Consider the following 13625-nt stretch of genomic DNA (forward strand, 5'->3'; position numbering starts at 1 on the left):
AGAGCCATACTTTGTTTCATATGGCTTGATAATGGTTCTAGAAACCCTGTTTAAAGCAGCACATGTTGTTGCAACAGAATCTAGCATAAATTGACTCAAATTTTGGCAAAAAACCAGAAAAACAGAAAAACAATGAGCAATGCTAGAAAAAGTAGCCATAGCGAGTTGCCTGAGTTAGAGGAGACAACTCAGGCAAGTAGGAGAAGGGAAAGTTCTTCTGCTTCCCTTTTTATCCATCTGCTATCAAGGCTCTCACAAAGAATACAAATTACTGCCATCTGGGCAGCTCAGATGCTAAGTAAATTCACCCACCTAGCATCCAAATGGTTTAGGAGTATGAAAAGAGGCGCGGCGATCGCCACGCTTTTGACCGCTGCAATCATCGCCGGACACAGTGTATCGGCGCAAGTGAGTGGGCTGTCTGGGCTAAGTCAGGTAAAGGTTCCGCAACCAGATAATGTCGGGGATTTCATTAAAGACAAGGTAAGTGCGATCGCCCTAGGAAAATCTCTTTTCTGGGATATGCAGCTTGGAAGCGATGGTATCCAGTCCTGTGCCAGTTGTCACTTTCATGCGGGAGCAGACAACAGATCCAAAAACCAGATTAACCCAGGTCGGATTGACCCAGATCAAATAGATACAACATTCAATACGGGAGGCCGTCCTAACTACCAGTTGACAGCAACAGATTACCCATTCCATAAACTGGCAGATCCAAATAATAGATCATCGAGCGTTCTGTCCGACAGTAATGACGTCACTGGCTCTCAAGGGGTCTTTAGGTCAGAATTTGTTGACGTCAATCCTGGCAGTGACAAAGACAAAGTGACGCCTTTGAAGGATGATGTCTTCAATGTCAATGGCACGAACGTACGTCAAGTGACGCCTCGCCATTCACCGTCGGTGATCAACGCCGTGTTCAACTTTCGTAACTTTTGGGACGGACTAGCTCAGAACACCTTCAACGGGGTGAATCCCTTGGGGTTGAGAGACAAGAATGCTTTTATTTTGAAAGCAACCAGTTCAAGGCGGCTGGAAGATGTGCGAGTCAGTCTCAATAATTCGTCTCTAGCTTCACAGGCGGTGGGACCACCGCTCAATGCCTTGGAGACGGCGTTTGAAAACGACACTTTCGCACCGTTGATTGCTCAGGAGTCTGAAGCAAACGATACGGTTAGTGTTACTAACACCCAAGGTCAGAGAGTTGACAATAACTCTGATTCGCAAGCGTCCCAAAACAGCCAAAGCACTACCGACACCGCTGATTCCTCAAGGCAACAACCTTCGACATCAAGTCCTACGCCTTTGCGAAGGATCGGTAGGAAGCTCGGTAAGAAGCTACTTGCCCTACAGCCCCTTGCGAAGCAGATTGTGGCTTATGATGACAGTGTTTTAGGTTCTTTAAGCAGATCGTCGCGTAATTCGCCAAAACTTGGTCTGAAAAAGTCCTACGAAGCATTGATCCGGGACGCCTTCAAACCTGAGTGGTGGCAATCTAATATAATCATTCGAGTTGATCCAACTACTGGCGATCGAACCTTCCTACGCAAGCCGAAGCGTAGCTTGAGCACTATCGAATACACGCAGATGGAGTATAACTTCTCACTGTTCTTCGGGCTGGCAGTTCAGGCTTACGAATCAACATTAGTGTCTGATGATACACCATTTGACAAGTTTTTAGCCGGTAACACTAGCGCTTTGACTTCCCAGCAACAGCAGGGGTGGGACATTTTCCAGGATCGGAACAAAGGTGGGTGTATTGGCTGCCACGCAGGATCGGAATTGACCGCCGCTTCAGTGAGTAATGTCGCTCAAACGGGACGAATCTCACGTGCGCCTGCGCAAGCCGGTGGGCTTGCCGAAGACACTGGTTTCTTCAGGATTGGTGTCAGACCCAACAACGAAGACCTCGGTTTGGGTGGTCTTGATAGGAGTGATAAAGACGACTCAGGAAATCCGCTGGGCAATCCGCTCTCCGAGGTACGGCTAGCTCAGCAGGGCAAATTTAAAGATCTCCTCGGCGAAGACCCCCCTACGCTCAATCCAGCTCTGACTTCTAGTGAAACGGTGGTTGCAGACGGAGCCTTCAAAACACCCGGACTCCGGAATGTGGAACTCACTGCCCCCTACTTCCATAACGGTGGTCAGGCGACTCTAGAGCAAGTGGTTGATTTTTACAGCCGGGGAGGAGACTTTGGCGGTTTGCGAGTGCTGAACCTGTCATCAGAGGATAAACAGGCGCTGGTTGCCTTTTTGAAAGCGCTGACTGATGAGCGAGTCCGCTATCAAAAAGCGCCCTTCGACCACCCGCAACTGTTCGTTCCTAACGGACATCCAGGAAACCAAAATTCGGTCACCATCGACTCCAACGTCAAAACTAATGACGGTATCACGCAAGCTACGGATTCTCTGTTAGAAATTCCAGCTGTTGGTCAAAACGGTGGCAATCCTCTGCCGAACTTCTTGGCAACCTCTTGAGGAACTGACGTAGTTCCTAACTTCTCAAAAGCCTGGAAAACCAGGCTTTTTTAAATATACTCTGTCACAACGAGCTGTTTCTACACCTGTTGCTTTTTGATACCCGTTGCTTTCGTACAGCTTGACAGCTTCGGTTAAAACACTGGCGGTTTCAATCCAAATTTGCTGAAAACCACGGGATGCAATCGCTGCTTCTAACTGAAGTAGCAAATATTTCCCCAATCCGAAACCCCTTACACTAGGCAAAAGATACATTTTGCTTATTTCTACAGCGTTTTCCCCTCGCTTGATGGGGTAGTATGCTCCAGTACCGACAACTTGGTTTTGGTATTCAATAACCCAAAACTCTCCCCCAACTGCTAAGTAGCATTCTTCTACTTGCAGCACATCTCGATCTGCACCGTCTGGCTCCCAACCTAGACCATATTTTGATAACACAGACCGAATCACTTCAGCAGCAGCGTTTGCGCAGCGCCCCCTAAGGGGCTAGCTATCGCCTTCTTCCCAGTCACGAATGAGAAAATCCTTATAGTAATTTTTCATTTAGATAATAGAAATATCTAACTATGAATGCGAGGTTCTGGATGCAGATTTGCGAGTAATTCACTTTCGACAACCGCTAACTCCTCTAGCCGTTTCCTGACAATTTCACGGTCAAAGTAAGTATCACTAAGAACCCAGTAAGTACCATAGTGTCGCGCCTCAGATGCCATTAAACTGTGATAAAACTTCGCTAATTCTGGCTCAGGACAGTAAGCCGCTAATAATCCCAAGCGTTCGTGGCTACGAGCTTCAATTAAACCACTCACTAGCAGAGAATCCAGAAATCGTTCAGGTTCTTTGGGACGAATTTGTGCTTTCAAACCAGCACCATAAGGAGGTGGCTGTAGAGGACGTAGGGGGATATTTCGGCGTTCCAGCCATTGATTAACCAATTCAAAATGTTCTAGTTCTTCACGGGCTATTTTGGTTAGCTCCCGAATCATTTTAACATTGGAAGGATAGCGAAATATCATGTTCACAGCGACTCCTGCGGCTTTGCGTTCGCACTGGGAGTGATCGAGAAGAATAACGTCTAGGTTAGATGTTGCTTGTTCCACCCAAGCAAAACTCGTGGGTGTTTTGAGGGCGTTGATAATTGGTAACTCAGATGAAAGCACGGTTAAAAGACACAAAACACTCTATAGCAATCCTAAATGATTCGTGAACATTCATCAGGGAATGACTAAGCGCTTTTGCAGGCTTATCTTCATGAGTCTTCACAAGAGTACAGTTATTTGATAAACTAACCGTAGTTTAAAGAAAAAATCTTTTAGAACGTACTCAAGCAAAAAAGTTGCTCAATTCATGGGATTTCATTCGTAGTATATACTCAGCAACGCCATTCGCGTACGGAGGGTTTCCCTCCAAAGAGCACTGGCTTGCCAAAACTTAGCGATCAGTACTTTTGAACGCAAAGAGATTCAAAAAATATGGCTCATATCTTAGCAATTGCTGGCAGTCCATCTCATCCTTCCAGAACCTACACTCTTCTGGAATACTCCAATCAAATTTTGCAACAAGAGGGCTTCCAAACAGATATTATCTCGGTTCGCGATGTCCCTGCTGAGGTTTTAGCCTATGGACGTTACGATAGCCCTGCCTTAGAACAGCCTAAAGCACTCATAGAAAGAGCAGATGGTATTATTATTGCGACTCCAGTTTACAAGGCAGCTTATACAGGAGTTCTCAAAGCGTTTTTAGACTTGCTACCTCAGAGAGCTTTGTCAGGTAAAGTTGTTTTACCTATTGCTACTGGTGGGACACTCGCTCATTTGTTGGCAATTGATTATGCCCTCAAACCTGTGTTATCTGAGTTAAAGGCACGGTTCATCTTGGGCGGTGTTTATGCAATAGACAAACAACTGCAAATACAACAAGATGGCACTGTGAAATTTGATGAGGAAATTGACCAAAGATTGAAAGAAGCTCTCAATGAGTTTGCAGAATCTGTGAAGAGTTTGCAACCAGGTGTCAAAGAATTGGCTCACAAAAATTAATCTGTCGCCGCTTTCCTTCCACTTGCTAGTAGCAGGTAGATGACTCCTGACATTTATCTGCTACTTTCTTGTTGTGATCATCACAAATATCTTAATATCATGCAAGTGTCCTTCTCGACATACAATAATCATGAGTATTTAACCTGAGTTAAGATAAAGTAAAGTCATGAAAATCTACTATGTCACTCTAAACACTCCAGAAGAAGCTCGTAAAATTGGTCGGGAATTGCTGGAGAAAAAGTTAGCAGTCTGTGTCAATTGGTTTCCCATTACCTGTGTATACAGCTGGAAAGGAGAAATCACTGAAGAACCCGAAATTGTATTGATTATCAAAACTCAAGATGGTTATCGCTCACAAGTGGAACAAGTGATTGTTCAAAATATTTCTTATACTAACTTCATGGCTGAGATTTCTCCCACAAATGTTAATCAAGGATTTCTAGATTGGTTAAATGCAGAAGTGCCTCTATAATCGCTAAAAGTGTTGTGAATATTTATGCTATAACTAGAAAGAAGTTTCACCTATTTTTAACTGCTTTTTGGAAAGTTTCAGATCTTCCCACAGAGCTTCTATTTGTTGATATGCTTCTTCTGAAGTGAGTTGACCAGCAGTCTGAAGGTTAACGATATAAAAAACTTGTTGTGCAAATTTTTGCAAATGCGCATTAAATATCAAGTTTTCTGGCTTGCTCTGACCGTAGTATTGGCTACGAGGATAAAGAAATTCTTCTTTGTCTTTCATTCTTTTTTAACGACAGTTTAACTGATTTATCTTAACTAACTACTCATCTTCAGTGAAATAATTATTTATTTACATCTATTCTCGTGAACGAGAAAATAGAACTGACACACGAAGTATGACAGAATAAGGGTTTTTAAAACCACCCAGACGGGACAGTCAGAACGCCAAAATTTGACTCTCCTACACTCAAATTAAAAGTATGCCCTATGTTTTGAGGACACGCCACATGCGCAATTCGCAATTCCTCCAAAAGGAGACACAAATTTCTGCCCTACGTGTACGCTTCGCTATCAAAATTCAAAGATAATTAAAAACGAACAAAGATGTTTATCTTCAAATTATCAATCACAGAAAATTACAAAATATTAAAAATTGTATATTAAAAGAATACAAAACATATATAACTACTACTGATTTTAAAAATACGGACGAAAAAGATAAGCAATGCGTTTGTAGTGACATGAGAGCTTTTGCGTACAACTGCAAAAGAGTAAAGAGCTTTGCTACATCAAGTTAGTTGTGTGTCATCAAAATATAACAAAAGTTATATTTTTTAATACCAAAACTATGGTATTCTCTCTTATAGAATAAGAAGTACGGTAAAAACATCAAAATACCGTTTAATTTGTGACAAAGGAGACATACATGGTATTTCTATTAAGTACTGATAACGAAAATGCTTTCATGATTTCGCTTTTATGATTTTCATAAACTAAGATATTTACTGCTCACTAATAGTAACAATTATTGGCAGAAAGACTATTGTCAGATTGTTACCATTTGTTGCATACTCTGCTGAGTAATTTAAATATTATGACGCTCTAGAAATCTTGTGTATTCAATAAATATATTTTATGAAAAAAATAAAATATGGAGATGATAAAATTAAATCAAAGTAATTGTTTTACAAGTCTTGTGCTAGATTGATTAATCCTACTGAAAAAGCCTACTGAAAAAGTTAGAGCAGTTCTGGGTGTATTTAAAAGTACTGGGTTTTTGTCAAAATGCAACTTCGTCATCAAGTTTTTGGAACATTATTATTAGTTCTTGCCTGGGGTATGACTTCTTGCAGCAGTGCTGAAGAAAAAAAGAATCAGGTGAGTATTGATGGTGGAGCTGTAGGATATCCTCTGCATCAAGCAGTTGCAGAAGAATATAGAAAAATCACACGAGATGCCCAAATTAGTGTTGCCTCCAGCGGTACAGGTGGTGGTATGAGTAAGTTTTGTTCTGGTCAAATTGATATTGCTGGTGCTTCACGGGCTATAAAGAAAGAAGAAATTCAAGCTTGCAAGAAGAGGAAAATTGAATTTATAGAATTGCCGATCGCTCTTGATGGAATTGCTGTTATATCAAATCATAACAATAACTTTGCAACCTGTTTATCTCTTAAAGAACTGAATAAGATTTGGAGTCCGAAATCAGCTAATAAAGTCATAAGTTGGAATCAGGTTAATTCCAGATTTCCTAACAAGCCACTAAAGCTTTATGCCCCTGCTTCCGATACTGGAACATTTGACTATTTCACGCAAGCCATAAATAAGAAAGCCAAAGCGAGCCGTACAGATTACACTCCTAGTCACAACCAGAATGTTCTTGTTCAAGGAGTTGCAGGTGAAGAGACAGCACTAGGTTATGTCGGTATTTCTTACTATTTAGCTAATAAAGATAAGTTACACTTAGTTGCTGTGCAAAATCTTCAAGGAAATTGTGAAATACCAGATCCTCCCTCAAAAGTTGCTCAAAACATCTACACTCCTTTGTCTCGTCCTCTGTTCATCTATGTCAGCAAACCAGCTTTAGATAGTAAACCAGCAGTCAGGGAGTTCGTTAATTTCTATCTAGACAATTCCAAGAAGTGGGTTCGTGAGTCTGGTTATATTGAACTAACAGATGCTGCTTATGGCAAGACAAAACAAAAGTTTATTGTTAAGAAAACAGGTTCCAAGTTTAAAGACGCGAAACCAGGGCAATCAATTACAAAGTATCTTTAATTAAGAGTTTCTGAGCGATGAGCATTGACTCATGATCATTGACTGATAACTATTCACTTCACTTCACTAATAACTGACTTATGCGGGGAGCAAATTACCAACAAGGATTTTCTCACGACGAGCTTTCGTTAGACAAGAAAGCGTCTGAAGATGTTCAAGACAAAATTATCGCAGCGATTTTATTTTGTTGCGGTTTGGTTTCTGTCCTCACCACTGTTGGAATTGTCGCTATTATCTTCCAAGTGGCGTTTGAATTTTTCCAAGAGGTTTCGTTTGCGAAGTTCTTTCTCGATACTCAGTGGACACCTTTATTTGCAGAGCGACATTTTGGAATTTGGCCCCTCATAAATGGTACTTTACTGACTACGGCGATCGCCATGTTTGTTGCCGTTCCTCTGGGTTTATGTTCTGCTATCTACTTAAGTGAATATGCGAAACCCAAAATCGCAGCAATTTTACGTCCAGCAGTGGAATTACTAGCAGGAGTACCTACAGTCGTTTACGGTTACTTTGCGCTTTTATTTGTCACACCTTCCCTGCGGAATATCCTTCCACTGGAAATTTTTAATGCCTTGAGTGCTGGGTTAATGATGGGAGTTATGATTACTCCCACAGTTGGTTCGATTAGCTTAGACGCAATACAAGCTGTTCCGCGTTCTTTACGAGAAGGAGCATATGCATTAGGATTAACGAAACTCGAAGCTATATTCCGAGTCGTTCTTCCTGCTGCTCTTTCTGGAATTATTGCTTCAATTCTTTTAGGAATTTCTCGAGCTGTTGGTGAAACAATGACTGTCGTCATCGCCGCTGGACAACAGCCAAAAATGACTGTTGATCTCACACAGTCAGTAGAAACAATGACAGCATACATGGCTCAGATTTCAGGTGGAGATAGTCCTCGTGGTAGTCTCAACTATAAAACTTTATATGCAGTAGGTGCTGTTTTATTTCTCTTAACTTTGGCTTTAAATATTGTCAGTTACTGGATTTCTAATCGGTTTAAAGAAAAATACGAATAACAGGCATGACTACATCAATTTCTCCAAATGGTTTTCACCTACCAGATGAAGAGTTTACCGAAAATATAGACAATAGAGAAAAAATAGGTAAAGTCTTTGAAATCATCTTTTTGTTTGGATTGCTCATTGGTTTATTTGTTCTAGCACTCCTGGTTTTTGATATTTGTGGAGACGGATTAGTTAGGTTTTTGACACCTGGCTTTTTGACTGAAACTCCTTCGCGTTTTCCTGATAAAGGTGGTATTCTTCCTGCACTACTGAGTAGTCTGCTATTGGGAATTATCACCATTTTAGTTTCAGTTCCAATTGGTGTAGGAGCAGCTTTGTATCTCGAAGAATATGCACCAAAAACCTGGTGGACTGCCCTCATTGAGATTAATATTAGCAATCTAGCTGGAGTCCCTTCTATTGTTTATGGATTGCTAGGTTTAGGAGTTTTCAATTACCTTTTAGGCTTTGGTCCTGCTTTACTTTCTGGAGCGTTAACTTTATCTTTGTTATCCTTACCAGTCATCATTGTGACATCTAGAGAGGCGATTCGATCAGTTCCAGATTCTCTCAAAAATGCTTCCTACGGTTTAGGCATAACTAAGTGGCAAACAATTCGTCATCATGTCATACCTTATGCTGTTCCAGGTATTCTCACAGGAGTGATTATTTCCGTCTCTCGTGCAATTGGTGATGCAGCGTGTCTGATTGTGGTTGGTGCTGTTAGTTTCTTAACATTCAACCCTGGTTTGTTTCAACGATTTATGGCATTGCCTATCCAAATTTACACTTATATCACTCGCCCTGAACCAGGTTTTTCCAATGCAGCAGCAGCAACAATTATTGTCTTAATGCTCTTAATTTTAGCTCTCAATGGCACGGCGATTTACATTCGCCAACGATACTCGCGAATGAGATAAACAAGTTCCCCAACATCTCAACAAAAACTTGCAATCAATCACATATAGGAAACACAAAGAATGACCTACAACAATCCCAATTCCAACTTTGCTAGCACAACCCAAAGCAAATATAGCAGCAATCCTGTTTTTAATGTCGAAGGTGTTAAGGTTTACTACAGTGGCTTGATGGCACTTCAGGATGTCTACATGGGAATTCCTGAGAAGAAAATTATAGCTTTTATTGGACCTTCAGGATGTGGAAAAAGTACCTTGCTGCGATGCTTTAATCGTATGAACGATTTAATCCCAGGAGCTAGAGTTGAAGGTCGGCTACAATACCGAAATAGAAATATTTATGACTCTAAAATTAATTCGGTGAAATTGCGGCGTCAAGTAGGAATGGTTTTCCAAAGACCAAATCCTTTTCCTAAGTCAATTTACGAAAATATTGCCTTTGCACCACGGACAAATGGTTATAAAGGTAATATAGATGATTTAGTAGAGCAATCTTTACGTCAAGCAGTTCTTTGGGATGAAGTGAAAGACAAACTCAAAGATAAAGGTACAGCACTCTCTGGAGGACAACAGCAACGTCTTTGCATTGCAAGGGCGATCGCCATGAAGCCAGATGTCCTCTTAATGGATGAACCTTGTTCTGCATTAGACCCCATTTCCACTCGTCAAGTTGAAGAACTTTGCCTGCAACTCAAAGAACAATACACCATTATCATGGTTACCCACAACATGCAGCAAGCTTCGCGGGTTGCAGACTGGACAGCTTTCTTCAACACCGAAATAGACGATCATGGTAAACGTAGGGGAAGATTGGTCGAATTCAGTCCTACCGAGCAAATATTTAACAATCCTACCACTCAAGAAGCTGCAGAGTATATCAGCGGACGCTTCGGTTAAATCGTCTAGAAATCCGATATATCCAGTCTCCATATATATATGGACTACTTTATCAGCATGGTGTAGAGCTTGGTTAGGTTTTCTACATCGTGCTGAAAGTTTTATTAGTTTTAGGACTTACGCAAAAACCCTTTTAAACTCTCTTAACTTCGTGCTCTATGCCCTGCGGGCACGCTACGCTAATGCGTCCTTTGCGGTTTATTTTTTCATTATTTTGCGTAAGTCCTGAGTTTGAACAAAATAGATACCGTAGAATATATATCTTTGCGTGAGGTGATATATGGCGATTCTACAATTGCAAGACGGGACACGATACACTGATTTACAAAATATTTCCCGTGAACTAGCACCCCTAAACATCCAACTGAATCACTGGGCTGTGGGAGACTCTCACGAGTTGCATCAACTACTTGCACAAGATAGCCTCAACGAGGATGAAAAAGAACAAATCTTAAAATCTCTGGATCGATATTTTGAGCAACTGCAACAAACAGCAGGCTATCAAACCCGCGATTTAATTGTCCTGCATCCAGGAATGCCTAACCTTGATGCAATACTGACAAAGTTTGACAAAATTCATACCCACTCAGAAGACGAAGTACGCTACATTGTTGATGGAGAAGGGATTTTTGGTTTTGTACGACCTGATGGTAGCCAAGTAGAACTGACAGTACAGCCCCAAGAGTACATTAACGTACCTGCGGGAACCGAACACTGGTTTTATCTAACTCCAGCGCGGCGAATTAAAGCAGTACGCTATTTCACTGGAACTGAAGGCTGGACTCCTGAGTATACAGGTACAGAAATTCGTACTCGTCAGGCTGTCACTCAGATATAGCAGAAGGTTAATCAACAGAAAGAATGAATAGTTCAAAGCTCATTGACTCTCGTGTTGAACTAATCTCAGCTGCCCGTCAATTTTACCATCAAGGATGGATGGTGGGAACTGCGGGAAATCTCTCCGCTCGTTTACCTGATGGTAGCTTCTGGATTACAGCTAGTGGTCGTTCTAAAGGAGAATTAGAACTTGGTGATTTTGTACGTGTCTATCCAAATGGCAAGGTAGAGAAACCCTCGACTGATTTGAAGCCTTCAGCTGAAACTGCTATTCATCAGGTTCTTTATGCTCTATTTCCTGAAGCAACAAGCTGCTATCATGTTCACTCAGTAGAAGCAAATTTAGTTTCTCGCTTTGTCAAAGACGATACCTTGCCCCTACCACCGTTGGAGATGCTCAAAGGTTTGGGAGTTTGGGAAGAGAACCCCGATTGTGCTATGCCTATCTTTGCCAACCATTTGCAGGTTTCCTGCATTGCAGATGAGATTAAACAGCGTTTTACAACGACTCCCCCACAACTACCAGCTTTACTGATCCGCGACCACGGTGTTACCGTTTGGGCACCTTCTTCCAGAACTGCCCGTAATTACATTGAGTTAGTGGAATATATTTTCCGCTATATGGTTGCAGCGAAAGGAGTCGGTGTTTTGGAAGTTGAAGAAGCTAATTCTTGACAACTAACTACTAGCAAATAACAAACAGCAATTAACAATTCACTTGCATAACCAATGACTAACCAAACTATTCGCGTTGTTGCCCGGATTATTGCTTTACCTGAAAAAGTAGAAGCCGTGAAAGCTGTGCTGCTAGCAATTATAGAGCCAACTCGACAAGAAGCAGGCTCTATCAAGTTTGAGTTGCTACAAAATCAGTCTGACCCAACAGACTTCACTTTTATAGAGGAATGGGTTTCTAACGATGCTTTGGATGCTCATTTTACGACAGCCCATATCCAGGAAGCAGCAGCTAAGCTACCAGGTTTGCTTGCTGCAGAACCTGATCTCCGCCGCTATAGTCTTTTGGCTTAGCCGGAGTCATTGCACTATTAAATTTAAGTGAATAAGTTAAAAAAGTATGAAAAAGTCAGATAAAGTCATATTAAAAATAGACTTTATCATTTTTTTTATAAATGAATGTTGAAGAAGCAATAGCAATTCTAGATACATTTCTCGAACAACGCTTAAATAATCTACAGGAGGTCGTATTTCGCAAAGCTTGGGAAGGGCAAACTTACCAAGAGATGGCAGAAGGCGCTGGTTATGACGCCAACTATGTCAAGGATGTGGGTTCTAAGTTGTGGAAGTTACTTTCACAAGCCTTAGAGGAAGAGGTGACAAAAAGTAATTTTCGGTCAGTTCTCAGGCGGCGAGCAGAACGTGCAAAGCTTGACCAGCAGTCAGCTAGAAAGCAGGAACTTGGGGTTTCCTCAGAAAATAGGGGGAATGGAGGGTTTCCTCAAGTGGCGAGGATCCAGGAAATTCGAGAATCTCCACTTCCTAATCCTGACTTTATAGAAACTCCTGGTGGTCCCGTACCACTCAATTCTTTTTTCTACATTGAGCGCACCCCAATTGAAGAACAGACTTATACTGAGATCAGTAAACCAGGAAGCCTGATCCGGATTAGAGCACCTCGGCAGATGGGGAAAACCTCTCTAATGTACCGAATCCTGACTTATGCCAGACAAACCGGAGACTTACACACTGTACAGATCAGTTTTCAATTGGCAGATAGTCAAGTTTTTACAAGTTTGGACAAATTTTTAAGGTGGTTTTGTGCTAACGTCAGTCGCCAGTTGAACATAGAGCCAAGGCTAGATGATTTTTGGGATGAGGATATTGGCTCTAAAGTCAGCTGTACATTGTATTTCCAAGAGTACTTACTCCAGCAAATTGCCTCTCCAGTCGTCTTGGCTTTGGATGAAGTCAATCGGATTTTCGAGTATCCAGATATCTCAAGAGACTTTTTACCATTACTTCGCTCTTGGTATGAGGAAGCAGCCGACGTACTCGAAATATGGCAAAAACTTCGATTAATTGTTGTCCATGCAACTGAAGCTTATATTCCGTTAGATATCAATCAATCTCCTTTTAATGTTGGGCTGTCGATTCGATTACCAGAATTTAATTTAGAGCAGGTGCAGGATTTAGCAGTGCGTCATGGCTTGGATTGGGCAAAAGGCGAGTTGGGTGCTAAACAATTAACTCCTCTCATTTCTATGATAGGCGGTCATCCCTACCTGGTGCGTCTCGCACTTTATCACTTGGGACGTGGGGATGTTACCCTAGACCAGCTCTTGCAAGAGGCTCCCACCATTGCTGGAATTTATAGCAATTACCTGCGGCGTCACTTAGCAAATCTTCAAGAACACCCCAAACTGGCAGAAGCACTCAAACGGGTTGTCACCACTTCCGCAAGTGTGCAATTAGAAGCAATTACTGCTTATAAATTAGAAAGCATGGGTTTGGTGAAGCTTGAAGGGAATCAGGCAATATCGAGTTGTGAATTATATCGACTCTATTTCCGTGAACAATTGGGCTAAGAGGTAAAATTTTTAAAATTCAAAATTCAAAATTCAAAATTCAAAATTCAAACTAGAACAAAATTCAATACGGTTGGTGTTAAGAAAAATTGTAGCTTGGGTTAAGCACAGCGCCATCCAAGAAAACCAAGGTAGATATTGAGTTTCGTTCCAAGGGTTCAACCTGTATAG

Annotated in this window: 13 protein-coding genes and 1 pseudogene; 11 read left to right on the plus strand and 3 right to left on the minus strand. The window is 41.5% G+C overall.

Features of this window, described 5'->3' with window-relative positions:
* Window positions 1–132: 132 nt before the first annotated feature.
* Complete coding sequence (locus tag DP117_RS13545) at window positions 133–2478, plus strand: cytochrome c peroxidase (RefSeq protein WP_169218853.1); 2346 nt, start codon at window positions 133–135, stop codon at window positions 2476–2478.
* 24 nt (window positions 2479–2502) lie between these two features.
* On the opposite strand, the pseudogene DP117_RS13550 reads toward DP117_RS13545, so the two are convergent.
* A pseudogene (locus tag DP117_RS13550) lies at window positions 2503–3021 on the minus strand (GNAT family N-acetyltransferase).
* A 17-nt stretch (window positions 3022–3038) separates the two neighbouring features.
* The gene (gene miaE, locus DP117_RS13555) at window positions 3039–3638 is read right to left on the minus strand and encodes a tRNA isopentenyl-2-thiomethyl-A-37 hydroxylase MiaE (RefSeq protein WP_169218827.1); all 600 of its coding nucleotides are present in this window, start codon (window positions 3636–3638) and stop codon (window positions 3039–3041) included.
* A 312-nt stretch (window positions 3639–3950) separates the two neighbouring features.
* Between miaE and ssuE the strand changes: the two genes are divergently transcribed.
* Together ssuE and cutA are read left to right on the plus strand one after the other, a co-directional pair.
* Window positions 3951–4517, plus strand: a complete 567-nt coding sequence (ssuE, locus tag DP117_RS13560; protein WP_169218828.1) for an NADPH-dependent FMN reductase — start codon at window positions 3951–3953, stop codon at window positions 4515–4517.
* A 166-nt stretch (window positions 4518–4683) separates the two neighbouring features.
* Window positions 4684–4989: a divalent-cation tolerance protein CutA gene (gene cutA / locus DP117_RS13565; RefSeq protein ID WP_169218829.1), complete on the plus strand. Its 306-nt coding sequence runs from the start codon at window positions 4684–4686 to the stop codon at window positions 4987–4989.
* Between the two features lie 33 nt (window positions 4990–5022).
* Here cutA and DP117_RS13570 read toward each other — a convergent pair whose 3' ends face one another.
* Entirely contained in the window at window positions 5023–5259 is a 237-nt protein-coding gene (locus tag DP117_RS13570) for a hypothetical protein (RefSeq protein WP_169218830.1), read from the minus strand.
* 1004 nt (window positions 5260–6263) lie between these two features.
* Between DP117_RS13570 and DP117_RS13575 the strand changes: the two genes are divergently transcribed.
* The 8 genes from DP117_RS13575 (at window position 6264) to DP117_RS13610 (ending at window position 13454) form a co-directional block, all read left to right on the plus strand.
* Window positions 6264–7253, plus strand: coding sequence for a PstS family phosphate ABC transporter substrate-binding protein (locus DP117_RS13575; RefSeq protein ID WP_169218831.1), 990 nt, complete (start codon window positions 6264–6266; stop codon window positions 7251–7253).
* An 80-nt stretch (window positions 7254–7333) separates the two neighbouring features.
* Window positions 7334–8272, plus strand: a complete 939-nt coding sequence (gene pstC, locus DP117_RS13580) for a phosphate ABC transporter permease subunit PstC (RefSeq protein ID WP_169218832.1) — start codon at window positions 7334–7336, stop codon at window positions 8270–8272.
* A gap of 5 nt (window positions 8273–8277) precedes the next feature.
* On the plus strand, window positions 8278–9180 hold the full coding sequence (gene pstA, locus DP117_RS13585) for a phosphate ABC transporter permease PstA (RefSeq protein WP_169218833.1): 903 nt from the start codon (window positions 8278–8280) through the stop codon (window positions 9178–9180).
* 60 nt (window positions 9181–9240) lie between these two features.
* The gene (gene pstB, locus DP117_RS13590; protein WP_169218834.1) at window positions 9241–10074 is read left to right on the plus strand and encodes a phosphate ABC transporter ATP-binding protein PstB; all 834 of its coding nucleotides are present in this window, start codon (window positions 9241–9243) and stop codon (window positions 10072–10074) included.
* Window positions 10075–10354: 280 nt separating this feature from the next.
* Window positions 10355–10912, plus strand: coding sequence for a cupin domain-containing protein (locus tag DP117_RS13595; protein ID WP_169218835.1), 558 nt, complete (start codon window positions 10355–10357; stop codon window positions 10910–10912).
* A 23-nt stretch (window positions 10913–10935) separates the two neighbouring features.
* Entirely contained in the window at window positions 10936–11586 is a 651-nt protein-coding gene (gene mtnB, locus DP117_RS13600) for a methylthioribulose 1-phosphate dehydratase (RefSeq protein ID WP_169218836.1), read from the plus strand.
* A 54-nt stretch (window positions 11587–11640) separates the two neighbouring features.
* Window positions 11641–11940 carry a putative quinol monooxygenase gene (locus DP117_RS13605; RefSeq protein ID WP_169218837.1) on the plus strand — a complete coding sequence of 100 codons (300 nt, stop codon included), beginning with the start codon at window positions 11641–11643 and terminating at the stop codon, window positions 11938–11940.
* Between the two features lie 101 nt (window positions 11941–12041).
* Window positions 12042–13454 (plus strand): AAA-like domain-containing protein, encoded by a 1413-nt coding sequence (locus DP117_RS13610; protein ID WP_169218838.1) that lies wholly within the window; start codon window positions 12042–12044, stop codon window positions 13452–13454.
* The last annotated feature ends 171 nt before the right edge of the window (window positions 13455–13625 follow it).

It is taken from the genome of Brasilonema sp. UFV-L1, from assembly GCF_012912105.1.
In the GTDB taxonomy this organism is placed as follows: domain Bacteria; phylum Cyanobacteriota; class Cyanobacteriia; order Cyanobacteriales; family Nostocaceae; genus Brasilonema.